Source organism: Sediminispirochaeta smaragdinae DSM 11293 (assembly GCF_000143985.1).
In the GTDB taxonomy this organism is placed as follows: Bacteria; Spirochaetota; Spirochaetia; order DSM-16054; family Sediminispirochaetaceae; genus Sediminispirochaeta; species Sediminispirochaeta smaragdinae.
In genome coordinates this window covers 73,673-97,803 of sequence record NC_014364.1, presented here as the reverse complement: position 1 = coordinate 97,803, position 24,131 = coordinate 73,673, and the positions used below count along the sequence as shown (strand labels likewise).

At 48.2% G+C, this 24,131-nt stretch carries 25 protein-coding genes, 5 tRNA genes and 1 other RNA gene; 15 read left to right on the top strand and 16 right to left on the bottom strand.

Annotation, left to right across the window (positions count from 1 at the left end; genetic code table 11):
- The first annotated feature begins 86 nt into the window (after positions 1 to 86).
- Positions 87 to 935 (top strand): HU family DNA-binding protein, encoded by an 849-nt coding sequence (locus tag SPIRS_RS00475; protein ID WP_148224116.1) that lies wholly within the window; start codon positions 87 to 89, stop codon positions 933 to 935.
- Here the strand turns inward: SPIRS_RS00475 and SPIRS_RS00470 are convergent.
- Complete coding sequence (locus SPIRS_RS00470) at positions 932 to 2,482, bottom strand: NAD(P)/FAD-dependent oxidoreductase (protein ID WP_013252715.1); 1,551 nt, start codon at positions 2,480 to 2,482, stop codon at positions 932 to 934. The genes SPIRS_RS00475 and SPIRS_RS00470 overlap by 4 nt on opposite strands.
- A gap of 70 nt (positions 2,483 to 2,552) precedes the next feature.
- Here SPIRS_RS00470 and SPIRS_RS00465 point away from each other — a divergent pair, with 70 nt between their 5' ends.
- The 11 genes from SPIRS_RS00465 to recR all read left to right on the top strand — a co-directional run bounded on the left by SPIRS_RS00465 (position 2,553) and on the right by recR (position 7,121).
- Positions 2,553 to 2,876: a hypothetical protein gene (locus SPIRS_RS00465; protein ID WP_013252714.1), complete on the top strand. Its 324-nt coding sequence runs from the start codon at positions 2,553 to 2,555 to the stop codon at positions 2,874 to 2,876.
- Positions 2,877 to 2,879: 3 nt separating this feature from the next.
- The gene (gene nfo / locus SPIRS_RS00460; RefSeq protein WP_013252713.1) at positions 2,880 to 3,725 is read left to right on the top strand and encodes a deoxyribonuclease IV; all 846 of its coding nucleotides are present in this window, start codon (positions 2,880 to 2,882) and stop codon (positions 3,723 to 3,725) included.
- Between the two features lie 93 nt (positions 3,726 to 3,818).
- Positions 3,819 to 3,903: transfer RNA gene (locus tag SPIRS_RS00455), tRNA-Ser, on the top strand.
- Between the two features lie 17 nt (positions 3,904 to 3,920).
- Positions 3,921 to 4,008: transfer RNA gene (locus SPIRS_RS00450), tRNA-Ser, on the top strand.
- 8 nt (positions 4,009 to 4,016) lie between these two features.
- Positions 4,017 to 4,090, top strand: a tRNA-Arg gene (locus SPIRS_RS00445).
- Positions 4,091 to 4,101: 11 nt separating this feature from the next.
- Positions 4,102 to 4,188 (top strand) — tRNA-Ser (locus SPIRS_RS00440).
- 25 nt (positions 4,189 to 4,213) lie between these two features.
- A tRNA-Ser gene (locus SPIRS_RS00435) sits at positions 4,214 to 4,301 on the top strand.
- A gap of 20 nt (positions 4,302 to 4,321) precedes the next feature.
- Positions 4,322 to 4,420, top strand: an RNA gene (ffs, locus tag SPIRS_RS21955) — signal recognition particle sRNA small type.
- Positions 4,421 to 4,457: 37 nt separating this feature from the next.
- Positions 4,458 to 6,203 carry a DNA polymerase III subunit gamma/tau gene (dnaX, locus tag SPIRS_RS00430; protein ID WP_013252712.1) on the top strand — a complete coding sequence of 582 codons (1,746 nt, stop codon included), beginning with the start codon at positions 4,458 to 4,460 and terminating at the stop codon, positions 6,201 to 6,203.
- Positions 6,200 to 6,532: a YbaB/EbfC family nucleoid-associated protein gene (locus SPIRS_RS00425; RefSeq protein ID WP_013252711.1), complete on the top strand. Its 333-nt coding sequence runs from the start codon at positions 6,200 to 6,202 to the stop codon at positions 6,530 to 6,532. The genes dnaX and SPIRS_RS00425 overlap by 4 nt, the downstream gene beginning before the upstream one ends.
- 1 nt (position 6,533) lies before the next feature.
- Complete coding sequence (gene recR / locus SPIRS_RS00420) at positions 6,534 to 7,121, top strand: recombination mediator RecR (protein ID WP_013252710.1); 588 nt, start codon at positions 6,534 to 6,536, stop codon at positions 7,119 to 7,121.
- A gap of 1 nt (position 7,122) precedes the next feature.
- Here recR and SPIRS_RS00415 read toward each other — a convergent pair whose 3' ends face one another.
- The 4 genes from SPIRS_RS00415 to SPIRS_RS00400 all read right to left on the bottom strand — a co-directional run bounded on the left by SPIRS_RS00415 (position 7,123) and on the right by SPIRS_RS00400 (position 11,146).
- Complete coding sequence (locus SPIRS_RS00415) at positions 7,123 to 8,547, bottom strand: MGH1-like glycoside hydrolase domain-containing protein (protein ID WP_041866169.1); 1,425 nt, start codon at positions 8,545 to 8,547, stop codon at positions 7,123 to 7,125.
- Between the two features lie 205 nt (positions 8,548 to 8,752).
- Positions 8,753 to 9,673 (bottom strand): SPFH domain-containing protein, encoded by a 921-nt coding sequence (locus SPIRS_RS00410; RefSeq protein ID WP_013252708.1) that lies wholly within the window; start codon positions 9,671 to 9,673, stop codon positions 8,753 to 8,755.
- Positions 9,670 to 10,584 carry an SPFH domain-containing protein gene (locus SPIRS_RS00405; protein ID WP_013252707.1) on the bottom strand — a complete coding sequence of 305 codons (915 nt, stop codon included), beginning with the start codon at positions 10,582 to 10,584 and terminating at the stop codon, positions 9,670 to 9,672. Before SPIRS_RS00405 ends, SPIRS_RS00410 begins: the two co-directional genes overlap by 4 nt.
- Positions 10,585 to 10,624: 40 nt before the next feature.
- Positions 10,625 to 11,146, bottom strand: coding sequence for an NfeD family protein (locus SPIRS_RS00400; RefSeq protein WP_041865933.1), 522 nt, complete (start codon positions 11,144 to 11,146; stop codon positions 10,625 to 10,627).
- Positions 11,147 to 11,247: 101 nt separating this feature from the next.
- On the opposite strand from SPIRS_RS00400, the gene SPIRS_RS00395 reads away from it, so the two are divergent.
- Positions 11,248 to 11,829, top strand: coding sequence for a pentapeptide repeat-containing protein (locus tag SPIRS_RS00395; RefSeq protein WP_013252705.1), 582 nt, complete (start codon positions 11,248 to 11,250; stop codon positions 11,827 to 11,829).
- Here the strand turns inward: SPIRS_RS00395 and SPIRS_RS00390 are convergent.
- The 3 genes from SPIRS_RS00390 to SPIRS_RS00380 form a co-directional block, all read right to left on the bottom strand.
- Positions 11,826 to 13,166, bottom strand: a complete 1,341-nt coding sequence (locus tag SPIRS_RS00390; RefSeq protein WP_013252704.1) for an alpha-amylase family glycosyl hydrolase — start codon at positions 13,164 to 13,166, stop codon at positions 11,826 to 11,828. The two genes, SPIRS_RS00395 and SPIRS_RS00390, sit on opposite strands and share 4 nt — an antisense overlap.
- A gap of 14 nt (positions 13,167 to 13,180) precedes the next feature.
- Positions 13,181 to 13,747 (bottom strand): TetR/AcrR family transcriptional regulator, encoded by a 567-nt coding sequence (locus SPIRS_RS00385; RefSeq protein ID WP_013252703.1) that lies wholly within the window; start codon positions 13,745 to 13,747, stop codon positions 13,181 to 13,183.
- A 364-nt stretch (positions 13,748 to 14,111) separates the two neighbouring features.
- The gene (locus SPIRS_RS00380) at positions 14,112 to 14,696 is read right to left on the bottom strand and encodes a TetR/AcrR family transcriptional regulator (protein ID WP_013252701.1); all 585 of its coding nucleotides are present in this window, start codon (positions 14,694 to 14,696) and stop codon (positions 14,112 to 14,114) included.
- A gap of 111 nt (positions 14,697 to 14,807) precedes the next feature.
- On the opposite strand from SPIRS_RS00380, the gene SPIRS_RS00375 reads away from it, so the two are divergent.
- Both SPIRS_RS00375 and SPIRS_RS00370 read left to right on the top strand, forming a co-directional pair.
- Positions 14,808 to 15,758, top strand: a complete 951-nt coding sequence (locus tag SPIRS_RS00375; protein ID WP_013252700.1) for an amidohydrolase family protein — start codon at positions 14,808 to 14,810, stop codon at positions 15,756 to 15,758.
- Positions 15,759 to 15,772: 14 nt separating this feature from the next.
- Positions 15,773 to 16,747, top strand: a complete 975-nt coding sequence (locus SPIRS_RS00370; protein WP_013252699.1) for an amidohydrolase family protein — start codon at positions 15,773 to 15,775, stop codon at positions 16,745 to 16,747.
- A gap of 79 nt (positions 16,748 to 16,826) precedes the next feature.
- Here SPIRS_RS00370 and SPIRS_RS00365 read toward each other — a convergent pair whose 3' ends face one another.
- From SPIRS_RS00365 to SPIRS_RS00330, 8 genes are all read right to left on the bottom strand, one after another.
- Entirely contained in the window at positions 16,827 to 17,681 is an 855-nt protein-coding gene (locus SPIRS_RS00365; protein ID WP_013252698.1) for an RNA polymerase sigma factor, read from the bottom strand.
- Positions 17,668 to 18,228 carry a flavodoxin family protein gene (locus SPIRS_RS00360; RefSeq protein WP_013252697.1) on the bottom strand — a complete coding sequence of 187 codons (561 nt, stop codon included), beginning with the start codon at positions 18,226 to 18,228 and terminating at the stop codon, positions 17,668 to 17,670. The genes SPIRS_RS00365 and SPIRS_RS00360 overlap by 14 nt, the downstream gene beginning before the upstream one ends.
- 187 nt (positions 18,229 to 18,415) lie before the next feature.
- A complete protein-coding gene (locus SPIRS_RS00355) occupies positions 18,416 to 19,054 on the bottom strand; it encodes a dihydroxyacetone kinase subunit L (RefSeq protein WP_013252696.1) in 639 nt (212 codons plus the stop codon).
- Between the two features lie 2 nt (positions 19,055 to 19,056).
- Positions 19,057 to 20,067 carry a dihydroxyacetone kinase subunit DhaK gene (locus tag SPIRS_RS00350; RefSeq protein WP_013252695.1) on the bottom strand — a complete coding sequence of 337 codons (1,011 nt, stop codon included), beginning with the start codon at positions 20,065 to 20,067 and terminating at the stop codon, positions 19,057 to 19,059.
- A 27-nt stretch (positions 20,068 to 20,094) separates the two neighbouring features.
- Entirely contained in the window at positions 20,095 to 21,606 is a 1,512-nt protein-coding gene (locus tag SPIRS_RS00345; RefSeq protein ID WP_013252694.1) for a tripartite tricarboxylate transporter permease, read from the bottom strand.
- Between the two features lie 22 nt (positions 21,607 to 21,628).
- Complete coding sequence (locus tag SPIRS_RS00340; protein WP_013252693.1) at positions 21,629 to 22,075, bottom strand: tripartite tricarboxylate transporter TctB family protein; 447 nt, start codon at positions 22,073 to 22,075, stop codon at positions 21,629 to 21,631.
- 69 nt (positions 22,076 to 22,144) lie between these two features.
- Positions 22,145 to 23,110: a Bug family tripartite tricarboxylate transporter substrate binding protein gene (locus tag SPIRS_RS00335; RefSeq protein WP_013252692.1), complete on the bottom strand. Its 966-nt coding sequence runs from the start codon at positions 23,108 to 23,110 to the stop codon at positions 22,145 to 22,147.
- Between the two features lie 39 nt (positions 23,111 to 23,149).
- Complete coding sequence (locus SPIRS_RS00330) at positions 23,150 to 24,052, bottom strand: dihydrodipicolinate synthase family protein (protein WP_013252691.1); 903 nt, start codon at positions 24,050 to 24,052, stop codon at positions 23,150 to 23,152.
- Between the last annotated feature and the right edge of the window lie 79 nt (positions 24,053 to 24,131).

Sequence of the window (24,131 nt, the reverse complement as noted above, 5' to 3'; positions counted from 1 at the left end):
AACAATATTTTTTCTCTTCTACTGAATTTTCTTCTGCCTCGAACTATCTTTCAAGTATGAATAATGACAAACAAGTTGTAGAAACTATGCCGAAGGTGATTGAGCAGCATCTCAAAGGCCTGGCAGCCACGCTTGACTTTGTCGATGCCGAAGAAGGGTTTTCTCGTCTAAAACAGGCATGGTCGGAAAAGGAACGGCTTTTTACCGGGCAGACAAGGCTTCTCGAAATGGCCGAAATAAAGGAGCTGGCCGAAGATGATTCCCGGGGTTGTATCCTTCTTACAAATTCAGGCTCTCTTCTCTCGCTCTTTCCCCATACGGGTGAAGGGCGGGCAATGGAGTATGCAAGCATCCCCATACGATCCGATGTTCCTGACATCATCAGGGAACAGGATGTTACATACGCTCCCTCCCTCTCGGTCGGCAATCCTGCGATCCTCCATGGAGCTCCCATCAAAAAGACCTCACCAGTGTATCGCATTGCCGTTTGCGAAGAAGGAGTATCCCCTGCAGAACAGGCTAAGAGGATCAGGGAGGCCACCATTTTTCTGACCAATGGCTTTGCAAGGATTAATCGCACCATCGAGACCCCTATGGCGGGTAAGATTGAGCATTTTACGAAAGATCGCATGGCAGCCTATATTGCCGGGCGTAACGACCTCACCCAACTCCAGGTCCGCAGAATTCTGGATGATTTCTTCTCGGTGGTGGAAAGCGGCATTATGCTGGGCGAGCGGGTCTCGTTAGGCTCCCTCGGGAAAATCGGTTACCGTGTGAGGCCGCCAAGCAAAGCCAGGATCATTACCGTCCCGGCGACAGGAGAGGAGATGACGATTCCTGCAAAGCCAAGCAGAGCGGTAGTTAAATTCTCACCTTCCGGAAGACTAAAAGAACGAGCCGAAGCCATTCCCATAGAAGAGGAGACGGACGACTAAGATCCGACTACGGTCATTGCCGCCCGAATGCCGTCGGCAGCGGAACTCACGATCCCCCCGGCCCAGCCGGAGGCTTCCCCCACCACAAAAAGCCCGGGGAATTGAGGGATAGATCCATCCTGTTCCCGCAGAACCTGGACGGAAGAAGAGGTTCTGCTTTCCAATCCAAGGATGGTTCCCGTATCAAACCCCCTGATCTTGCTGCAGAACTGAGCCAGACCACGACGAAGTCTCGGAAGAAGAAATTTAGGATAGAGGGCCTCGGGGTCGGCGGGAATAAGAGGAAAGGGATAGGAGCTCTCCTGGGGCAGCATCCCCGGAGCCTTTCCGGCGAGGAAGGCCGAAATAGAGGCGGCTGGTGCCGCATAACCATTGCCTGTCTGCACAAAACGACGCTCAAGGTTGGCAAGGAGCTCCAGGGCCTCGGGAGGAGAGACTGGACGTCCGGCAAGTTGATCTGGATGAAGCCCTGCAACCACCGCCGCATTGGCAAAGCGTCCGTCCCTGTAATAATTACTCATCCCATTGACAATATTTCGATCGGAAAAGGCTGCCGCCGGTACCACCCGACCGCCGGGACACATACAAAAGGTGTAGACATTATCCGCTGCCGTCAGACGGTACTCCGCAGCCTTTACCCCGGGCAAAGAGGAGCTGCCCCATTGGGCATGATTAATGACACGCTGCTCATGCTCCACCCGAAAGCCAAGAGCAAAGTTTTTTGTTCGATAAGGTATCCCGCTGTGAATCATCATAGCGATGGTATCGTCGGCCGAATGGCCGCAGGCAATGATCAGATAATCACATTCGATCCCATCGATTTCCGAACCTTCACCGCCAATGCTTTTTTTGCATGATAAGCGAAAACCGCCCCCGGAAAGACGGGTAAATCCCTCCAAGAACGTATCAAAGGCAAAAGAGCCTCCTAAGGTCCCCACCTTGGCACGAAGAGCACGAGTTATTCGAAAAAGGTTATCGCTGCCGAGATGGGGGTGCGCAAGCCAGGCTATCTCTTCGGGAGCACCAGCCTCGATGAAGGCTTTATGGATAAAAGCACGCTCGGGGCCGATATGCTTCGACCGGGAGGTCAGTTTGCCGTCGGAAAAGGCCCCAGCCCCTCCCTCGCCAAAGGCATAGTTGTTGCACAGAGGAAAGGTCGAGTCTGCCTCAAAGACATCGATATCGCGTTTACGCTTTTCAATCCGGGAACCGCGTTCTATGACGGTTACCGAACACCCCGCCTCGGCAAGAACCAAAGCCGAGAATATTCCGGCAGGGCCACTACCGACCACCACCACATGGCAGGGGCTACGCTTCTTGGGCACATTGAGGGGGGCAGGCGCTGCCCAGGGCTCTCCCGATAGTTGATCGGAAATGAGAACAATGGACAGAAGCCAATGAATTTCTCTTTTTTGTCGTGCATCAAGACTCTTTTTCTCGATCACATAACGAAATTCGGTCAGGCCACTCTTTTTGCGAAGAAGCCCGAGAAGGTCCTCTTCCCCATAATCGGTAGGAAGAGATAGCTGATATCGTTTATAACCCATAGATGGTTCATCATAGGTAAATTTTGCTTTTCCTGCTATGCCCTGTTATCTTTAAGAAAGGAGGAACGGTATGGATACGATCAATAGCTTACATGACACATTTGTACAAAAGCTTCCGGATACTATACCTGCCGATCTACTTTTCAAGGCTTGCAGCCAGAGTTTCTTAGGGAAGGAGTTGGAAACGATTTGTGGCGAGCTGGTGGATACTCTGAATGCGGACTGCTCAAAGAAAGATTACCACCTTTGGGACTATGATCACCTTGAATTTATTATTGAGCAGGCAAGGCGCTTTCATCTTTTTCTTCCGAAAAATTTCGTGAACGGCCTGCCGCAGCAGTTCGTTCTGCGCATCGAAGCCGATCATCTTTACACACCGGAATGTAGAAACTGAAACATGAAGTATATCGGAGCTCATGTTAGTGCCGCCGGCGGGGTTGAGAAGGCCCCGCTACATGCGGCGGAGATAGGCGCAGGGGCTTTTGCCCTTTTTACAAAAAATCAACGCCAGTGGAAGACAAAGCCCCTGGAAGAGCATTCTATCAAGGCCTTCTCCGACCATTTATCCCAAGTAGGGATCAGCCCCGACCATGTGCTGCCCCACGATTCCTACCTCATCAACTTGGGTTCTCCGGAAGAAGAAAAATGGCAGCGTGCCTTCGATGCCTTTTTGGATGAAGTAAGACGGGCCGAACAACTCGGCCTCAAGCTACTTAATTTTCACCCGGGAAGCCACCTGAAAAAGATATCCGAAGAGGAGTGTATAGGACGAATTGCAAAGGCGATGAACAGGGCCATAGCAGAAACCGATAGCCTGGTTCTGGTTATAGAAAATACCGCAGGCCAGGGTTCAAACATAGGCTACAGCTTCGAACAGCTGGGACGGCTTGTGGAGTTGACGGAAAACAAGAAGCGGGTCGGAGTCTGTATCGATACCTGCCACGCATTTGCCGCTGGGTATGACATGCGCAGCAGGGAAGCTTATGGCCATACCATGGCACACTTTGACGAAGTCGTCGGCTATTCCTACCTGCGGGGTATGCACCTGAACGATGCCAAATCCGAGTTTGGAAGTAGAGTTGACCGTCATGCCCCCTTGGGGGACGGAAACATCGGCATCGAGGCCTTTCGTTTCCTGATGGAAGATTCCAGGCTCGATGATATCCCCCTGATTCTGGAGACACCGGAGCCCGATCGCTGGGCCCAAGAAATCAAGACCCTTTACGACTTTGCAGGAACCTGACGTCGGCGACTGATCACAGCGAAAATTAGCCGATATATTGACAAAGGAAGGTGCCACAAGTATATTGAAGGCCCAGTTTGCTGGTCAGAGAATGGAGAGGTGTCCGAGTGGTTGAAGGAGGCGGTCTTGAAAACCGTTGAGCTGCGAGGCTCCGTGGGTTCGAATCCCACCTTCTCCGTATCAGCGTTTGTATTTGGAGAGGTGCGAGAGCGGCCGAATCGGGCTCCCTGCTAAGGAGTTGTACCTTAACCGGGTACCGGGGGTTCGAATCCCCCCCTCTCCGTTTTGTATGTACCCATAGCTCAGCTGGATAGAGCGTTAGATTGCGGATCTAAAGGCCGGAGGTTCGAGTCCTCTTGGGTACATTCTTTTTTACGGAGAGATGCGAGAGCGGTTGAATCGGACGGACTCGAAATCCGTTGTACCGTTTACGGTACCGAGGGTTCGAATCCCTCTCTCTCCGCAGGCAAAAAGAGTATCGTGATTCTGGAGAGATGTCCGAGAGGCCGAAGGAGTACGCTTGGAAAGCGTATGTACTCTAACCGGGTACCGGGGGTTCGAATCCCCCTCTCTCCGTTATTTCCCCTTGGCTTCCCGGTCAGGTCCTGCGCTATTGTCCACCGCCCAACTCCGTCAGGACCGGAAGGTAGCAGCGGTAAGCGGACGGATGATGAGCCGCAACCGGCTTGATCGGTGCCGAGGGGTTTTTTTTTCGGCCAATATGGGTGGACAATGTCATACGAAGTAACAGCAACAAGGAAACGGCCCCAGGGCTTTGAAACACTGGTTGGTCAGGATTTTGTCGTATCGACCCTTTCCAGTGCGGTTTCGTCGGGGAGAATAGCCCACGCCTATCTTTTTTCCGGCCCAAGAGGTGTCGGCAAGACCTCTGCAGCACGGCTTCTTGCAAAAGCCTTGAATTGTGAGAAGGGTCCTACTCCCGCTCCTTGCGGGGAGTGTAGCAGCTGTCAGGAAATCTCTAGAGGTAACAGCCTCGATGTGATCGAGATCGACGGTGCCAGCAATACCAGCGTCAATGATGTACGGGAGATTAAGGACGAGGTCCTCTTTGCACCAAATAGTGGTCGCTACAAGGTGTATATCATCGACGAGGTCCACATGCTCTCCAACAGTGCTTTCAATGCGTTGCTGAAGACCATAGAAGAGCCGCCGCCCTACATTGTCTTTATCTTTGCAACTACGGAAATTCACAAGGTACCGGCGACCATTCGCAGCCGTTGTCAGCAGTTCAATTTTCGCCTTATTCAGCCCGAAACGATCAAGAATAAATTGGCCGAAGCAGCCGCGGAGTTACAGATAGAGGCTGAAGATGAGGCGCTTTTCTGGATTGCCAAGGAGGCGACGGGAAGCCTTCGGGACGCATATACCCTTTTCGACCAGGTGGCCTCTTTTTCAGACAAGGGAATCACCCTGGAAGAGATACGCCAGAAGCTGGGACTGGTAGGTCTGGAACGGATAAACGGGGTTGCAGAGGCTTTGGCGGAAGAGGATGCCGGAAAGGCCATTGAACTAACCGAATCGGTCCTTGCCGACGGCGTTGCAGTAGAGCAGTTCATCATTGATCTGACCGAATACTTTCGAAATCTCCTTTTTATTCGTCACGGAATCAAAAAAGAGGCAGTTCTCGGCTACAGCCCCGAACGTTTTTCGTCCAAGGCACGGGACGCATGGAGCGTCTCTCAGATGGAGACAGCCATCGAGCTTCTGTTTACATTGTACCGAGAAATTCGCTACAGCCTGAACCAACGCTTCGAATTAGAACTCGTCATGAGCCGCCTGGCCGGTATGCGAAGCTATCTCTCCCCCAAAGAAGTCCTCCACCAAATCGGCAAACTTCGTAGCGAGCTGGTGGAAGGGAAACTTCCCCTTGGTCAGCAGCAAGTAGCTGGTTCCGACAATGATGTTCCTGAAACAGAGCCTCCTCGGAGCCCGCAGATTCGCGAACACGCCCCCCCCCAAGAACAGGTTTCTCAAGCCGCCGACCAATCGGTCTCACAGAAGGCATCGAACCCTGTTCATGAAAAGTCGCATTCCGACTCGCTATCATCCGAAGAAGGCGAGGAAGCCCCCCCAAAAAACAGTCATGCCGTTGTGGGACAAACAGAGCAGGCAGAGGGACCAAGAAATCTTAGCCAAGAGGAAATTCAACAGACAATTGACTCTTTACGAAAAACAAAGCCTGCCCTGGTTTCGGCATTAGAGAAGGCAGGGACATGGCACTTGGAGGGAGAAACGCTTTCCATCGATTTTGAAAACGGCTTTACCGTTAACTTCGTACGTGGAGAGATTCCCATCCTTGCCGATGCGCTGTTGCCGGTCATCGGATTTCGACCAGCGGTCAAACTCAACGCAATATCAAAGGAACAGCAGCAGGAAGAAAATGACGATACAGAGGTTCGGCTTGTCACAGAAGTATTTCGCGGTGAAGTAATCGGCCCAAAAGGAGAGAAAAAATGAATCCCATGGACCTGTTCAAGAATATGCAAAACCTTCAGTCCGGCATGAAAGACATGCAGGAGCAGTTGAAAGATATCGTGGTAATCGGTACTGCCGGCGGTGGCATGGTCGTCATCGAAATGAACGGACAGATGCAGATCATCGGTGTCAGAATCGAACGTGAAGTGGTCGATCCCGAAGATATAGGGATGCTGGAAGATCTGGTCCGGGCCGCTTTTAACGATGCATTTGCAAAGGTTCGCGAAGAGATGCAGAATAAACTTTCCGGCGGTTTGGGAAATCTGAACCTTCCGCCCGACCTGCTTAACAATTTGGGAAACCCCGGCTGATATGAACCAGTTGGAGCGACTCATCCGAAGCCTTTCCAGGTTACCGGGTGTGGGAAGAAAGAGTGCCGCGCGAATTGCCCATTACCTTCTCAAAGCCGATTCGGCCTTTGTTACACGGCTTGCGGAAGAGATTGGCACACTAAAAGAACGCATACATCCCTGCCCTGTCTGCGGAAACTTCACCGAGGATGAACTCTGTTCCGTCTGTTCTGATCCTCGTCGGGATGGAACACAGATCTGTGTGGTGGAAGAGCCTCAGGATGTGGCGACCATCGAATCGACAGGGGAGTATAACGGCCTTTTTCACGTTCTTGGTGGAGCAATCAATCCGATGAATGGAGTCGGGCCGAGCGATCTTTCCATTGATAAGCTGGTCAAACGGGCATCCGAAGGTACGGTGAAGGAAATTATCATCGCAACCAATCCGACAGTCGAGGGAGATACCACCGCACTCTACCTTCAGAACATCTTAAAGGAACGCCCCATTGAAGTCAGCCGCCTGGCATCCGGACTGCCGGTAGGCGGTGACCTCGAATATGCGGACAAGCTTACCCTTGCCCGCTCCTTCCGGGGACGAACGAAACTGTAAACTATAGTTTGTCGATTAGCATCGAGCATTTACCCGACGGAATCGGCAGGGTCTTTTTTTTCTTTTCATCCAATACCGTGATCGTGAAATAGTAGAGTTTTTCCGACTCAAGCCTTATCTCCCAGCCTCTCGAGCTTTTGTTACTGAGGATGGTAATCATATTACGCTTGAGCGAAAGATTCTCGATTCCCATGATCTCCAAGGTAGGAACGATCCAATCGACGGTCTTTCTTGGCAAACTGATGGTCAAACCAAGAACATTTTCGATCATCAGGGTAATAGTGGAAAGAGCAATTCCCGGCAGATAGAGCGGTCTCGGAAAATCCTCACTATCGGGCCACAGTGCAGGGCCCTCCTTGTGGGGAAGATAAGCCTCCCACAAATTTCCTTTTTTATCACCTTCGGGATGCAGAGTATCAAGCATAAAATAGAGATGCCGGATAGATGCTTCTCTGGCCAGCTCGTAGCGGGCATATTTCTCAAGCCCCTTGATAACCACGAAATTCAACGAAGGATAGACAGACCCTCTACAACCGTATCCATTCTCAGTGAAATGGGGAGAATCAACAGCCAAAGAGGGAAAGGGATGTTCTGTGCCGAAGGTTTCCGGATTCTTCAAATGAGCGATGAGAGCATTAGACTTGTCCTCATTAGGGATCTCGGCAAGGAGGGTCCAATATGCACCAATCATCTTTTCGTTAAGGCGCTTTCCCTCTTTATCAAGATCGTAATAAAAACCGCTTTCCTCATCCCACATCTGAGAATTAATTCTCGTCTTCAGAGAAAAATAATTTCTTTTATACCTAAAACTTATCTCTTTGTCGTTGAGAACATCGCCAATCGCACTCATATAGAGCGCGTTAACGGCCTGCTGTGCATTAAAATCAAGCAGATAGACCGCCCTATCACGGGGTGCATTCTCCATCATGGATGCTTCCGCAGGTACTACGTACAGCCCGGTATCATCTTTAAAATTGAGCTCAAGCCAGGCATAGTAGGCCTCAAGATAAGGCATAATCTCCTTGAGCCGTTTCTTATTGCCGACCTTATGAAACAGATTGTATTCTGCCAAGGCAAAAAGTGGCGGGCCAACCCCAAGAGGGTTCTCCTCGGTTAAAACCGGATTACCATCGTCTATTCGATAGGTACAGCGGATAGCACCGTCGCTTTCCTGCTTACCGTAAAAATTATCCAGGTTGTGGAAGGCGGAAAAAAGTCGGTTGCTGTAAACCAAGAAGAAGGTCGACATACATGCCTCTGCCTGGTTAATCGTATCTCCACCGGGGTAGCGAAAAAATTGCTCCTGGAGCCCATTTTTCTCTCCGTTTCGATACCAGGCTTCCTCTATCCACGCCCAGCTTTTTTCATAAATATCGACAAAGTCTTGATCGTAAAAATGAACGATCGGGAATCCTTTTTTCGAAATTAGTGAATTATGCATAATCCCCTTTCTACATGCACGATAAAGAGGGCATACCTCTAGATCAGAGTATAAAATATTATGAGGTTATAAGTTACTACGTATCGCGTGGGAAGTCAAATTTACTTTTTACTCTCTATCCTGTCAAGAGAAAGAAACAACGGCGAAAAGCCCACCCTTTTCGCCGCTCTTACCGCAAAGGGTCGGCCAATTACTCTTTGACCATACGTTCGACCTTTGTCATCATGGCGGCCATGTCGGTAACGTCCATAGGTACAACAACCCTCGTCTGCTGTTTGGCCAGTTTGCTTAACTCTTCGATATATCCTTCGGCGACCCGCAGGGCCAAAGCATCCTCTCCTCCCTGATTCGCCACCGACCGGGCAACCATTTTGATTCCATCGGCCGTTGCTCTTGCCAGGGAAAGGATCTCCTGGGCCTTTCCTTCCGCCTCGTTGATCATTTTTTCCTTTACACCTTCAGAGCGGTTGACAGCCTCTTCCATTTCGGCCTGGCTGTAGTTGATCTTAGACTCTTTCTCTCCGAGACTTCGGGCAATCGCAGCTCGCTTTTCCCGCTCTGCCCGCATCTGGACTTCCATCGCCTCCAGGATTCCCGAAGGTACATTGATGTTCTGGATCTCATACCGGGAAACCTTGACACCCCAGGCATCGGCGGCCTCATCTACAGCCTTCACAACCTCGGCATTGATAGCGTCTCGCTCTTCGAAGGTTTTATCAAGTTCAAGCCTGCCGATGACCGACCGCATGGTGGTCTGAGCAAGCTGGATGGTTGCGTACTGATAATTGGTGATACCGTAGCTTGCACGCCTGGCATCGACCACCTTCATATATAAAACACCATCAACTCGAACCTTGACATTGTCCTGGGTAAAACAGTCCTGGGCAGGAACGTCGACGGCCACCTCTTTTAACCCGTGTCGATATTTTACCCGTTCAATAAAGGGAACAAGCACATGAAATCCGGCTTCAAGGGTGCGGCTATACTTACCAAGCCGCTCGACCACCAAGGCGACCTTACCAGGAACGATCCGAACACTACGAATCAAGCTGACAAGAATAACCACCCCGAAGAGAAAAATAAGAACCATCAAGGGAAGAAAGGGGTTCATACCTTACCTCCGGCTATTCCCGGTGCCACCGTATCGATAAGAGACTTGAGTCTGGCAAGATCATCCGGAAGAACCGTTGTTTCCGCCGTATCGAGAATGGATCCAAACTTGGTAAGGTACTGTTCCGCCAGCCGCAAGCCCATGGCGGCCTTTCCCTTGGGAAGCTGCAACGCCTCTGCGATCATCTGTAGGCCTTCGGCTGTGGCCACACTGGTAACCTCAATCGCCTTGGAGCGCCCTTCCGCTTCGTTGATCCGACGCTGGCGCTCTCCCTTGGAAAGGTTAATCGCAGCCTCCCGGTCTCCCTGAGAGATGTTGATACGGCTCATCTTTTCGCCTTCGCTGGCAAGAATTTCCGCCCGCTTCTCCCGCTCTGCCCGCATCTGTTGCTCCATCGCCTGTTCGATGGTATCGGTGGGGCGAATATCCTTTATCTCATAACGAGTAACCTTGATGCCCCAAGGATCGGAAGCCTCGTCAACGGCCCGGACGATTGCATCGTTGATCTCATCCCGTTCACTGAAGGAACGATCAAGATCCAGTTTTCCGATCTCCGACCTCATCGTGGTCTTTGCCAGCTGAGCGGTTGCATAGCGGTAATTGTCGATTCCGTAGCTCGCCTTTTCTGCATCCATTACACGAAGATAGAGAAGTCCGTCGACAGTAACCTGGACATTGTCCGCGGTAATACAGACTTGAGGGTCCACATCGATCACCTCTTCTTTCAGGGTATGCTTATAGGCCACCCGCTGGACAAAAGGAATCACAAGATGAAGTCCGGAGCCGAGACTTTTCTCGTACTTTCCAAATCGTTCAATGATGTACACTTCCTGTTCGGGTACGATCCTGATCAATTTAAAAAAGATCACGATGACCACAAAGGCAAGAAGGTAGGCCAAAATAACGTTCATAAAGCCTCCAATAATAATCCGTTACATAAGAGTATAGCAATCACAAAGTAGTTTCTCCGGATTTCGGAGAAGATGGATCTTCGAGACGATCAAGGAATTCGTCCCGGCCGATCCCCTCAAACGGAGCCGTTACCGTGAGTGTCAGCCCCGATATTTCTATGATTTCAGCCTTGTTACCAGGCTCAAAGGTTTCGGTCAAGCTAACGGCTTTCCAACTGGTTCCCCGATATCGAACCCTTCCCGGCTTATCGGGGGAAATGGTTTCAAGAACCGTAACGACTTCTCCTAATCCCTCATTGGAGATAGATCTGTTAAGTACCGTTCCCCGAAAAATTTTTGCAAAATGCCGCCTCAGAAAGGCAAAAGAGAGTACGGAACTTACAGCCCAGAGTAACAGCTGGCTTCCAATATTGGAGGCAACAGGAGGAACAACGGCCGACACAAGCGCCGTCAAAAGAGCACCTGCCCCAAAAAAGAAGATGGTAAAGCCGGGTATAACCATTTCAAAGGCTATGAGCAATACACCTATAAGCCCCCAGACAAAGGGAGGAGAAAAAAACATCACTTCAAAGGCTCCTTATTCTCATTCCCAGCATAGTAAGAGCGGGACATGAAGTCAACGATTCTGATATCATGGAATGACAGAAGAGGAGGGGCGGCTCAATGATATCGGAGAAGCAGTACCACTGCGATGCGCAATTTACCCAAAATGATATGGTTGATATGGATTTCACCGATCATACCTTTGAAAATTGCAGCTTTTCGAACTGTCGCTTTTCCGAATTGAGGATGGCAGGGACAGCCTTCATCTCCTGTGTGTTTGAGACCTGCGAGTTCGTCGTCACAGAAATACAAAACGTTAGCTTCAACGATACACTCTTCGATGCATGCAAACTTTTGGGAATCAATTTCACCAATTGTAATGATTTCGGCTTTTCACCGCGCTTTAAGGCTTGTTTGATGAAGACGGTCGTCTTCAATAACAAGAATCTCAAAAGTATGCCTTTCGAATCGTGCGAGATTGTAGACTGCGACTTTACCGAATCGGATCTCCGGGATGCCGACTTTTCAAATTCCTTTTTCAAAGGCACACGCTTTCACCAATGCGACCTGAGAAAGGCAGATTTCCGCACGGCAAGGGGCTACGAGATCAATCCCATAACCAATAAAATCGTACAGGCACGTTTTACCCTGCCAGAAGCCCAATCGTTTCTTCTCTTTCTTGGAATCGACCTAGGCCCCTAAACCCTCTCCTCCGGGCCTTGCGTCGAAAAGATACGGAAAGATTTCGGGCCAAGCTCAGGCTGGGCACCGGCGATCTCTCCTGTGAGCGTATCACGAAGTTCCCGAAGGGGAACTTCTTTCAAAGGAATCGGCACCGATCGATCGGCAGAATTCAGGAGTATCAATACCCAATCATCTCCATAATTTCTGACAAAAGCCAATTGCCGGGAGGCTACATGGACCTGTCGATAGTCACCTCGGCAGAGAGCAGGATGCCCATTGCGAAGCGAGAGAAGTCCGCGAATAAGCTCCGGAAGCCGGGAGCCGGAACGCTCGATCTGTTCGGCAGGAGGCCGGAGATTCCAATCGGATCCCGACTCCTTCACACCGGGGCTCTCCCATTCGCTTCCGTAGTAGAGTGAAGGCACACCGGGTATGGTGCAGAGAAGCGCATAGACGGTGGGAAGATCCGCACGATCTTTCAGAATGGAAGCAATGCGTGAGACATCGTGGTTGTCCACAAAATTGAACAGCGGCAACCCGTGGCACAGCCCTTCTTCGCCGAAAAGTCGATTCAGCGACCAGGCAATTTCGAAAAAATTCCCGTCGTTATGGCTGGAATAGATTCCCTTATAGCACTCATAATTGGTTACCGAATCCAGTCCATTCGAATGCAGATAACGGCCGTAATCTCCGTGGATCACCTCACCAAGCAGCGTAAAGTCGGGATCGAGGGACCTGCAGAATCCGGCCAGTTTCCGAAGAAACCCTTCGTCGAGGTTGTAGGCGACATCGAGACGCAGGCCATCGACGCCGAAGCGTTCCCGCATTGCCCGAATAGCCCCGAAGAGATGATCCTTCACCTCTGTATTGGAAAGTGCCAGCTGAACCAACTCCTGGTGCCCTTCCCAGCCGGTATAGGAAAAACCATCGTCCCCGAAACCAGGAGAGGAAAAAGAGACGCCGTCGAACCAGGAAACGTAGTCGGAGGCAGCTCCCTTTTGCCGCAGGTCATAGAAGGCCCAGAAATCACGTCCTACATGATTGAACACCCCATCGAGCATCAGGCGCATTCCCCGGCGGTGCACTTCTTCGGCAAAACCGGCAAAGGATTCGTTGTTGCCAAGGCGCCTATCGATATGGTAGAAGTCCACCGTATCATAGCCGTGGCTTGTCGATTCAAAAACCGGCCCGAGAAGAATGGTATCAAAGCCCATCCGCCGTATAGGATCAAGCCAGTCGATGATTTTCAGGATTCGATGTTCCGCCGGAGATGAGAAATCATTTGTATGAGGGGCACCACAAAACCCCATGGGAAAGATGTGGTAGATCCGGGCATCGTTCCACCAGCTGCTCATATGCTTCCTCCTTCTTACGAATAGATCCCGTAGGAAAATTGTCTAACGGCCTCGTGTCTGACCCGTTCATCAAAATCCGTGTTTCCGTCGAGAAAAAGGGAAACATAGGTGTGGAGCATACCGAGAAAGGTTGCGGCAAAGGGTTTGCTCCGTCCTTTCATATTGCCGTGATCCCCGGAGGCCAGGCGAAAGAGATTTTCGAAGGTGTGGTACTGTTCTTCAAGCCACGGCTGTACGACAAGACGCGCCTCACTTTTTAACGGAGCATGAATCATCGAAAGCATAAGCCGGGAAAAGAGCGGTTGTTTTTCGGCAAAGGAAAAAAAGCAAGCTGCAGCCTGGTCAAGATTTCGGGGAAGGTCGTGATGGTACGATGCTGCACGGGCCAGGGCCTCGTTCACTTCCTGAAACAAGGGAGCAATAAGCTGTTCCAGCAGCCCTTTTTTGCTGCCGAAATGATGATAGAGGCTCGGTTTAGTGATGCCTGCGGCATCGACGATCTCCTGAACTCCAACGGCATCGTATCCACGTTCGGCAAAAAGCTTGAGGGCACAGGCACTAATAAGTGGGCGGCTACTCATAGGAGTAATATACCGATCGGTATATAGCTTGTCAAGATAAAATACTCGGTAAAAAGAGCCACAGAAGTACTAAAGAAGGCTTCATCCCTTATATGAATCTATTGATAAACGCAGGAATATTAACGTACATTAACCTGATAAGCATTCACGAAATGTCCATTACAACCTATACCTATACGAAGGACCTTGATCTGTATGCACTAAAACCCCAGTGGCTGAACAGCGACCGTTCTCTTTTATAGGAGAAATTATTCCAGCGCTTACTCAATTCTATCAGCAAGCTTCCGAATCCTTTCCTATTCGAATTCATAACAAAATAGAGTGTACCATACGTGGAGATGTATTTTGATCTCTGTTCCAGTACCTATTTCTGCTTCGAGAGAATACCGAAAAAGAACAACTGAATAAGCTCTGAGATGTCATCGCGGCCTGATAATGTTCCGATATTAGATTCAACTCCCTTTTGAAAAATATGAATATATGTCAAAATGGTAGCGGTTTTTACCTTTTTATCGATGAATCCGGAAGTTTTACCCAATTCAATAAACTTGCTCATCAAGCTGTTTGCTTTTTCCTTGAATTCGTGCTCATAGTAATTGTTCAGAACCTCATCCAGGCTCAGAAGCTCGGTGAAAAAATCACCTCTGAGGAATTTAAGTCCCTGATTTTTATTCATGATTATCATTTTTACTTTTTCAGGAAAAGGATTCTCACTTTCTATTATGTTATTAATATCAGAAAGTATTTCCGAAGAAACGGCTTTGATAACATATCTAATCAAATCATCCTTGCTGTTAAAATATTTATAGATAGAAACCTTCGACACCTGCGCCTTCTCGGCAATTTCGTTCATGGATACTTTTTTTATTCCGTAAAGCGAGAATAATTCGATACTGGCATTTTTAATGTTTTCTTTTTTCTTTAAGGTTCTTTTTTCATGTCCAGTCATAAAGCTTCTCCAGAATGGTAAATTATCATAAAAATTTGACACAGTCAAATTTTTATTGTACTATATGTACCGTAATAGTACATATAGTATTATTAAGAAGGAGAGGGAAATATGAGAAAGCATGAAGAAAAACACAGGAAAATTGACGTGCACGCCCACATGATTCCTGAGTTCTATGTGAAGAAGATGAAAAAGAGAGGTATCAATGGCCCCCTGTGGAACAACTTTCCTCGCTGGTCACCGGAAAAAGACATGAAAGTAATGAGGCATAACGGCATTGCAAAAAGGATATTATCATTATCTATACCAGGGGTTTGGGTAGAGGAGAAAGGTGGTGATATAGTCTTTGCAAAAGAATTGGCACGAGAATGCAATGAATATGCCTCGCAAATCAAAAAATCATTTCCTGATTATTATGGCGCTTTTGCTACAATCCCGTTTCCCAATACAAGCGGAACTATTGAAGAAATAGAATATGCTCTTGATGTACTAAAACTTGACGGCATAACGTTATTCACAAACACCGGAGGAAGATATCCCGGGGAGGATGAGTTTCAGGCAATATTCAGCGAATTGGATGCAAGAAAAGCCATTGTTTTTATACATCCAGAAGACATACCGCTGGAGTATGGAGAATACAGTATACTCGCTCCTCTTATCGATCGCCTTCTTGATACCGGAAGGTCCATGGCCCATTTATTGACGCAAGACGTATTATCTTCCTATCCGAACGTCAGATATATTCTGTCACATGGTGGGGGCTCATTTCCACTTATTATTAAGTGGATGGAGTATTATAATCAGATACATCAAGAAGATTACCAAAAAATAAAAAGCAGACTCTTTTTCGATACCGCGCAGCAAGGCAATTTCCTTTACAGGTATTTGAAAGGATTCTGCGGTACTTCACAAATCGTTTTTGGAACAGACGGGGGATGGCAGTCGCCTGTTCAAGTAGCCCAAACAGTTAAGGCATTCGATACCTCTAGACACTTTAATTCTGCAGATTTCGAAGCCATAGAATGGAAAAACGTACAAAGACTATTCCCAAACAATGATTAAAAAGGGGGGGCAACATGAAGACAATCTCAAAGATAGACATTCATCATCATTTTTTTCCGAAAATTTATAAGGCTGAGCTCAAAAAAAGCGGTCAAGATCAGCTTATTAATCCATCATGGAAAGAAGAGGATTCGTTACGGTTGATGGATGAAGGGAATATATCAAAAGCATATCTTTCACTTCCTTTTGCCCCAACATATCATACCTCTATTATCGAAAAAGGAATCGTGAGGGAATGCAATGAATCCGCGGCTGCAATAATACGGGCCTACCCGGACAGATTTGGAGCGTTTGCTTCTATTCCCTACATGAATATCGATAATTGCCTAAAAGAAATAGCGTATTCTTTGGATGTCCTGAATCTTGACGGTATTATTCTTTATTCTAATACAGAGGGTGAAATTCCTTATCCCTCCGATTTGGATGATTTGTATTCGGAATTGGATAAAAGAAAGGCGGTGGTTTTTGTTCATCCTAATACAAGCGCTAAAAAGCCTCTTCTTGACGCACCAGCCTATAAGGGGGATATAGAATACTATTTTGATATAGCCCGATTTATCGTAGCTCAATTATTCAACGGCACCCTTGAGAAATACCCCAATATTAGATATATCTTGGCAAATGGGGGCGGTATCGTTCCCTTTTATGCCCAGAGAATAAGTAAGCCATATTATCTCAACGGAAAGCGATTACGATGGGGAAGAATCATCAAAGACATGAGCAGGAGAAAAAACAGCGGGGAAGAACTTTTGAGCAATCTTTACTATGAAACGGCAACAGTCCTTGAACGTGATTTCATTTCAGCGTTAAAGAACATGGTAGATAGTGAGCATATACTATTTGGGAGCAATTATGGAGAAAATCAGAGAAACGACCTTAACATATCAATTGACCAATTGATACTCGATGGGATCCTCAATGAACCAGAAGCCTATGCGGTTTTTTCTTTGAATGCAAAAAGGCTACTCGAGGAAAAACCTCATCGATAACGAGGCATTAGAAGCCATAAAAATATTCTCAAATCACGAAATATCGATTAATTCCATTTGTCTGGTAAATTTAGTAGCTTTATAGAAGCTTTGATTTATCCCAGGAAACCTCCATACTCTGTATGATATCTTTAAGTGGAACGATAGAAGCCGGAAGGCTTAGCCAGGGATGTTCCCGAAAAGAATCGTCGACCCTTTTCTCAAGCATATCATCTGCATATTGAGAATAGTTTTTTACATGTTCCATAACTTTTTCAAGATGAGTAGTATAAAACATGCGGTTTTCAGGATTAACATATCCTTTTTGTATAAGAATATCGGTTTTCTTTCTGCAGCTGCAAACGCCGTTGGTATTAATCAAACTACAATTCCCGTTCATGTAGTTTGATAGCCGTTTTCTGGAACGTGAAAGCCGTTTTCGAAAAGTTTCCGGTGTTATGTCCATAACCGCCGATCCGGTGAGGGAATCAATTCCCATGACGGCACCCAGGATAAAGATAATTCGATTTTCCCGTTCCAGACAAAGCAACATTCCCATCTGACATTGTATTTTTGTTTCTTCTGCCATGCGCTGCTGTTTTTCTTCCGAATACGCTAAGAGCCCATTCAAAGAGTTATCCGGAAGATTTTCAATAAAAAGCTTATGGTCTTCAAATGAAGTAAAAACTTCTTCATGTTTAGAACGCTTCATATTCAGGACATGGTTAACCGTGATTCGGTACAACCATGTCCTGAAACTACTCTCGCCTCTGAATGAGGAAAGCCTTGTAATCATTTTAATCAAAATTTCCTGAACAGCATCTTCCGCATCCAAAGGGTTTCCCAAAAAACGTACAACAAGATTATATAGATAGTCCTGGTTGTGTTTTATAAGGGCCTCCAAAGCGGAATAACGTCCCGCCTTGGCCGCCGTTATGCATTCAGATAATTTCATTAGCCATTCTCTGAGCAACTTCCTCTGCTCTTTCAGAGAAATCAGGACTAAACGACTGAGTAACTACAAATTGTTTAAGGCTTCGGCAGCCAAGCATGCCTGCGAACCTATCGTAAAAAATAGATAGCAGATCTGTGTTTCCAACTTTTTCTCCCATACAGGTCGTAAGCGTAAAAATATCTTTATTCTCAAGCAAAGAAAAGTGTTCAGGGGTTTTGTAATCTTTTACAAGACAGAAATGTCTGTCAAAAAAGGTTTTCATCTGACTGCTTACATCCCATCCGTAAAGCGGCGAAGCATAAACTATCATATCAGCACGTATCAGTTCTTTAAAGAGAGCCGGTACGTCATCTTTTTGGACACAGCCCGGCTCATTCTTTTTTTGTACACAAGCCATACATCCTTTGCATCCGCCGACATTGTAATCGATTATATTAATTCTTTTTGCTGCGATTCCTTTTTCCTTGATTTTTTCCTCAAAAAAATTCAGCACGAAAGCTGTTTTACCGTTTTTTTTCGGACTGCCCAGAATAGTCAGAATCTTCATCACTACCTTACTCCTACATATTTGCTTGGTTTCAATTATTTAGACACATCCCAAAAGCATTTGTGACTGAAGATACAAAAATATTAATCTGAATAAAAAAAGCCGCCCTCATATCAGGCGGCATAATTAGCGTCCGTAATTCCCACACAATACGGAACGTTCCTATTTCTCCCAGGCTGTACCCAGACTACAGTGTTGTAAGCGCCTCCCGGAATCCCTTTACGACGAAGAGCATCGCCGTTGCTCCGGGGTCCTGTTTTCCAAGGGTTTGTTCCCGGTAAACGGCGGCCTTGCCGTGTTGGGAAACCATCTTTTCGGTGGCCTTTAAACCTTCCTCGGCCGCCTTCATCGCGGCCTCAAGGGCATCTGAAAGGTCGGCCTCCTGTTTTGCCTCCAAGGCACGGACCACCGGGTCCAAAACATCGAGAAGTGTCTTTTCTCCGGGCTTTGCCTTTCCACGTTTTTCCACCCCTTCAAGAAATCCCTTAAAAAAGGCGTACAGGCCTCCGGCGCTGAGCATCTCTTCCTCACCCAGGGCCTTACCGCCGTACATAAAACCGGTGGCCATTAAGGTTCCCATGGTCGAGGGGGCATTCTTTGCCATGATCTTTCCTGCCTCGATCAAGGCCTTTGGAACCTGAGGTTCATCGAGGGAGACAACCCCTTCTGCCGCAGCAGAAAAGGCCTTATCCATGGTGATGCCGAGGTCTCCGTCGCCGATCACCCCGTCTATCTTGATCAGGAATTCACGATTCTCCGACATGATCCCCGATATCGAGGCAAGCACGGCATCTACAGCCGCACGTTCTTTCGTTCGTTCCGCCATGGCTACAACTCCAGTTCTCCCTGCTCGAAGAAGGGGGTACAGGCTGGTGCGGCAAGAAATTTCTTCAGCTCATCGTCAAGACAGATCATGGAGATGGAAAAACCGGCCATCTCCATGGATGTGGCAAACTCGCCGCAATAAATCTTTACCGGCTTCAATCCCCGTTCCTTTAACACCTGAGCGATACGTCGGTAGATAATATAGAGCTCCTCTTTCGGGGTGGCGCCGAGTCCGTTGACGAGAATCGATACCTCACTGCCGGATTCGGGAGAAAGATCATCGATAAGCTTCGGAAGGATCTCATTTACGACCTCATCGGCACTGCGAAGCTTTCCCCGCCTGATACCCGGTTCCCCATGGATGCCCATGCCGATTTCCATTTCATCCTCACCGATAGTAAAGGAGGGTTTCCCCACATCGGGGATGATACAGGGTGAAAGGGCAACCCCCATGGTTGCAACCCGGCCGTTCACCTTTTCGGCAACCCGTTTTACCTCATCCATATCCATTCCAGCCTCCGCGGCGGCTCCGGCGATTTTAAAAAGATAAAAGATCCCGGCAACCCCCCGACGCTTTTCGGTTTCGCTTTTCGGGGCGGAGGCAACATCATCGGCTGCCACTACCGTCTCGACACGAATATCGTCGAAGTCGGCAAGTTCGGCGGCCATGTCGAAATTGATGATGTCCCCGCTGTAGTTTCCGTAGATATACAAAACCCCGGCACCGCGGTCTATGGCTTTGGTCACTTCATACATCTGGTCGGAACTGGGGGATTGAAATACCCCGCCGACAGGGCAGCCGTCGAGCATCCCTTCTCCCACATAGCCCATAAAGGTGGGAAGATGACCGGAGCCCCCGCCTGAAGCAAGAGCAACCTTCTTCTTTGAAAGGTCTTTTCGTACAACACAGCGGATATCATCATTCACATAGCTCATCTGATCAGGATGAGCAGCCATAATCCCCTCAAGCATTTCATCAACAAAAGCCTCAGGGGCGTTAAGAAATTTCTTCATAATTCTCCTCTTCCAGCAAAGATGTTTTCAGGCAACAGCCTTTCGGCCATTGCGTAGTTTTTTTACGAGAGGCCCAATCAGTGCAAGTATGATCAACACCTCAAGAACAATGACGATGGGATGAGTCAGAAGGAAACTGTAACTTCCCTGTGTCAACGAGAGCGCTCGACGCAGATTCGATTCGATAATTTTCCCGAGCAGCAGTCCGAGAATAAAGGGACCCGGCGCATAATCCATCCGCTTCATAAAAAACCCGAGGAAACCCGCAATCAGCATGACAACGACATCAAACATCGAATTATTCAGGGCAAAGGAGCCGACAATACAAAGAATCAGAACCGTCACCCAGATAAACTGTTTTTTCACAGACAAAAGTTTGATAGAGGCCTTGGTGGTAAGCAGACCATACAGCAATATGATGATATTGGCAAAAATCATCAGCAGCATGATGGTAATGACGAACTCCTTGTTCTCCACGAACATTCGCGGTCCAGGCTGCATCCCGTACATCATGAGCGAACCGATCATGATGGCGGTTGCAGCATCCCCCGGAATCCCAAGGGTCAACATGGTCGTCAGGGCACCACCAAGTACACCGTTGTTGGCAATACAACTTGTGGCAAGCCCCTCTTCCGATCCTTTTCCGTATTTTTCCGGATGCCGTGATAAGCGTTTTGCCTGGCCCCAGCAAATAATTGATGCGATATCCCCTCCCGCAGCTGGAATAGCACCAACGACCGTGGCAACCGCCGCCATCAGAAAAGCAAGCGGCCCCATCTCCCAGATCATCTTCAGAGTTAAATGATCTTTTCCCAAATCGATAGGCTTGTCAGAAGCGTTCTCATCCCGTTCGATAAAATCATCGCTTTTGGAAACAGAAATCTGATACAGCACTTCCCCAACACCAAACATGCCGATCATTACGGGGATGAACGAGACGCCCATCAGCAAATCGGTGATACCGAATGTAAAGCGCTTTGCTGCCAGGATAGGGTCAAGACCGATGGTGGAAACCAGTAGTCCGGCAAAGCCCATCAAGGCGCCTTTTGTTAAGGAGTTTCCCGAGACTGAAATCATCATGGTAAGACCGAAAAGCCCCAGCATGAAGTATTCGGCCGGCCCAAACTTGATGGCCAGTTTAGCAAGGGGAAAGGCCGCAACAATCAAAATCAGCGTACTGAAAAGTCCCCCGAACACAGAGAAAACCGTATTGATCTGCAAAGCAAGTTTGGCCTTTCCCAGCTTCGTCAGGGCAAAACCATCAAAAGTGGTGGCAATCGATGCGGGAGTTCCCGGTGTATTGACCAATATCGCGGTAAGTCCTCCGGCCCAGATGGCCGAGTTCCAAACCCCGATAAGCATTGCAAATCCCTTCTCCGGGCTGAACCAAAATGTAATTGGGGTAAGAATCGCAATCCCCATGGTTGCAGTTAAGCCCGGAAGCCCCCCGAGAAAACTCCCGATTACCACCCCGAAAAGCAAATAGAGAAGCACACCGGGATTGAGAAGCGATTGCAGCACGTGTAACCATATACCCATACAAATAACCTTCCGTTTCTAATCAGAACATGACGTGAAAAATTTTTCCGAACGTCAAATAGATAAATGCGATGCTGACCACCGTGTAGATGATGTTGACAAGGAGTTTTTGGCGAAACAGTACATTAAGGAAAAAAATAAAGGCCCCAATAGCAACAAAAAAATGTACAAACTTCCAGAGAAGCATAAAAATCATCAAAGAAACTATCGTAAGAAAAAGATTCCTGGTGTTTGTCGGCATCTCCTTTATCGATTTGACCGGTTGAAAATAGTGTCGTTTTTGTCGAAACCCTTGAACCATTAAAACAATCGAAACAAGGGCAATGAGGATAGAAATAACTCCGGGAAAAAAACCGGCACCGGGGACACCATTGGACGAGGAACCCGACGGAAAGCCGAGACTCATAATGAAAAACCAAACGCTCAAGCCCAGAGATACGGCCCCGAAGACAAGATCTCCATACAACATATAAAACTCCCTTTGCTATGGAAAAGGAGGCAGGCCCAAAAGCCTGCCTCCCAACCAAATCTTTCGATCTTAGTGAATTCCCAGTTTGGGGATCAGCTTGGAATAGTATTCATACTGTTCCTGTGCGAATTCCTGAATTTCCTTGCCGGTCATATATTTCTGGGTAAAGCCTCGTTCTTTACACAGCTGGGCAAAATCAGCAGATCCTATACCAACCTTGAAAGCGGCGCCGAGAATCGCCTTGACATCGTCGGGGGTTCCCTTGGGAACGGCAAAACCACCCCAACCGAATACGGCGACATCGATTCCCAGATCTTTGAGGGTGGGAACCTCTGGAAGTGTAGCGGATCGTTCATTTCCCATCACGGCAAGGACCTTAAAGTCCCCGTTCTTTACATTAGGAAGAACTTCTGCATCACTTACCGTTATGGCATCGATGTGTCCGCCGAGGAGGGCGGCAATGGCAGGAGCCGCACCTTCAAAAGGAACGTGGTTGAATTGAACGCCTTGCGACTCCTCGATCGAGGCGGCTGCGATGTGCCAGATAGATCCGGTGCCTGAGTTACCGATATTCAGCTTGCCGGGGTTCGCTTTTGCATATGCAAGAAACTCCTCGACACTGTCCCAGGGAGCGTCCGCACGAACGGTAAGGGCGGCGGAAAGGGTCATGGCACCTGCAACAAAATCAAAATCTGCGGGAGCGAGATCGGTATAGCCAAGAGCACTTACCATGGTGGATTCAACGGGCATGTAGGAGATGGTATATCCGTCAGGTGTGCTTTTTCTCACATAGTCCATACCAATGGAACCGGAAGCACCGGTCTTGTTGGTGACGATTACGGGAACGCCCAATGCAGATTCGGTATTCTTTGCAATGATACGGGTTACGGTATCGGAAGCGCCACCTGGAGAATAGGGAACGACAATGGTTACTTCCTTGGCCGGAAAAGGCTGGCCTTCGGACTGGCCGTTGGCAAAACAGAGGGTACCGACCGCCAGCAAAGCGATCAGTACCATAGTGATCTTTTTCTTCATGTTCTTACTCCTTCTTGAAAATAAAAAAGGTTATCGGGATCAGAACTCGCCAAGAGCCGAGTCTTCCCATACGTTAAGCTGCTCGACGAGCCGCTGCTGTTCTTCATCGGACAAATCCATGAGAGGTGCGCGCATACCCCCGACGTCATATCCCCGATGTTTAAGCGCAATTTTGAAATAGGACATATTTGAGCCATTTTTCAGCAGGTTGGCGATTTCAACCGCTTTTTTCTGAATCCGCCGCGCCTTTTCCTGGTCGCCTTTGAGAAAAGCATCGTAGATGGCAACAAAGGGCTCGGGATAAACAGAGGCAACCCCGGAAACGGTTCCGGTACAGCCCATGGCAAGACCGGAATGGAAAAGAATATCTGCTCCGATAACTACGGAGAAATCCTCAGCGATTCCGACATATTCGATGGTCCTGACAAAATCGGCAAAACTATACTTAATCCCCACCACATTGGGAGCCCTGTCAATAATCTGACGAATGGTGTCCGGTTTTAGATCGTTTCCCGAACATTGCGGAATATTGTAAAGATAGATGGGAAAATCGTTTGGAACACTGTTTGCAATCGTTGTAAAATAGTTCACCATCATCCCATCGGTAACCTTAAAATAGGAAGGGGTCACAACCCCGATACCGTCCGCTCCGATCTCGCTGGCGTGTTGTGCAAGACGAATGGTTTCATCCTGGGTCATCGCACCCACATGAATAAAAATGTTCGCTTTTCCCTTGCCCGCATCAACGGTAGCCTTGGCCAAAGCCTTTCGTTCCTCTTCCGATAAAAGGTACATTTCACCGGTCGTACCACCGGGATAGAGACAATGCGTCCCCCGCTCTATTTGAAAGCGGGTCATTTCACCAACCATGTCGAGATTGAGCTTCCCCTTATTGTCGTAGGGCGTAATCATGGCTGTTGTAAGACCATAAAGTTTTTTCATACTTTCCCCTTACAGTTAGTAAATCTTTAACCACTAATATTGGTAAACGTTTAGTTAACGTTTTACTAACATAGGGTAC

Excerpts from the sequence above, each read along its gene's own strand:
- SPIRS_RS00475 (WP_148224116.1), top strand. The coding sequence starts at position 87 with ATGCCGAAGGTGATTGAGCAGCATCTCAAAGGCCTGGCAGCCACGCTT.
- SPIRS_RS00470 (WP_013252715.1), bottom strand. The coding sequence starts at position 2,482 with ATGGGTTATAAACGATATCAGCTATCTCTTCCTACCGATTATGGGGAA.
- SPIRS_RS00465 (WP_013252714.1), top strand. The coding sequence starts at position 2,553 with ATGGATACGATCAATAGCTTACATGACACATTTGTACAAAAGCTTCCG.
- nfo (WP_013252713.1), top strand. The coding sequence starts at position 2,880 with ATGAAGTATATCGGAGCTCATGTTAGTGCCGCCGGCGGGGTTGAGAAG.
- dnaX (WP_013252712.1), top strand. The coding sequence starts at position 4,458 with ATGTCATACGAAGTAACAGCAACAAGGAAACGGCCCCAGGGCTTTGAA.
- SPIRS_RS00425 (WP_013252711.1), top strand. The coding sequence starts at position 6,200 with ATGAATCCCATGGACCTGTTCAAGAATATGCAAAACCTTCAGTCCGGC.
- recR (WP_013252710.1), top strand. The coding sequence starts at position 6,534 with ATGAACCAGTTGGAGCGACTCATCCGAAGCCTTTCCAGGTTACCGGGT.
- SPIRS_RS00410 (WP_013252708.1), bottom strand. The coding sequence starts at position 9,673 with ATGAACCCCTTTCTTCCCTTGATGGTTCTTATTTTTCTCTTCGGGGTG.
- SPIRS_RS00405 (WP_013252707.1), bottom strand. The coding sequence starts at position 10,584 with ATGAACGTTATTTTGGCCTACCTTCTTGCCTTTGTGGTCATCGTGATC.
- SPIRS_RS00400 (WP_041865933.1), bottom strand. The coding sequence starts at position 11,146 with ATGTTTTTTTCTCCTCCCTTTGTCTGGGGGCTTATAGGTGTATTGCTC.
- SPIRS_RS00395 (WP_013252705.1), top strand. The coding sequence starts at position 11,248 with ATGATATCGGAGAAGCAGTACCACTGCGATGCGCAATTTACCCAAAAT.
- SPIRS_RS00390 (WP_013252704.1), bottom strand. The coding sequence starts at position 13,166 with ATGAGCAGCTGGTGGAACGATGCCCGGATCTACCACATCTTTCCCATG.
- SPIRS_RS00385 (WP_013252703.1), bottom strand. The coding sequence starts at position 13,747 with ATGAGTAGCCGCCCACTTATTAGTGCCTGTGCCCTCAAGCTTTTTGCC.
- SPIRS_RS00380 (WP_013252701.1), bottom strand. The coding sequence starts at position 14,696 with ATGACTGGACATGAAAAAAGAACCTTAAAGAAAAAAGAAAACATTAAA.
- SPIRS_RS00375 (WP_013252700.1), top strand. The coding sequence starts at position 14,808 with ATGAGAAAGCATGAAGAAAAACACAGGAAAATTGACGTGCACGCCCAC.
- SPIRS_RS00370 (WP_013252699.1), top strand. The coding sequence starts at position 15,773 with ATGAAGACAATCTCAAAGATAGACATTCATCATCATTTTTTTCCGAAA.
- SPIRS_RS00365 (WP_013252698.1), bottom strand. The coding sequence starts at position 17,681 with ATGAAATTATCTGAATGCATAACGGCGGCCAAGGCGGGACGTTATTCC.
- SPIRS_RS00360 (WP_013252697.1), bottom strand. The coding sequence starts at position 18,228 with ATGAAGATTCTGACTATTCTGGGCAGTCCGAAAAAAAACGGTAAAACA.
- SPIRS_RS00355 (WP_013252696.1), bottom strand. The coding sequence starts at position 19,054 with ATGGCGGAACGAACGAAAGAACGTGCGGCTGTAGATGCCGTGCTTGCC.
- SPIRS_RS00350 (WP_013252695.1), bottom strand. The coding sequence starts at position 20,067 with ATGAAGAAATTTCTTAACGCCCCTGAGGCTTTTGTTGATGAAATGCTT.
- SPIRS_RS00345 (WP_013252694.1), bottom strand. The coding sequence starts at position 21,606 with ATGGGTATATGGTTACACGTGCTGCAATCGCTTCTCAATCCCGGTGTG.
- SPIRS_RS00340 (WP_013252693.1), bottom strand. The coding sequence starts at position 22,075 with ATGTTGTATGGAGATCTTGTCTTCGGGGCCGTATCTCTGGGCTTGAGC.
- SPIRS_RS00335 (WP_013252692.1), bottom strand. The coding sequence starts at position 23,110 with ATGAAGAAAAAGATCACTATGGTACTGATCGCTTTGCTGGCGGTCGGT.
- SPIRS_RS00330 (WP_013252691.1), bottom strand. The coding sequence starts at position 24,052 with ATGAAAAAACTTTATGGTCTTACAACAGCCATGATTACGCCCTACGAC.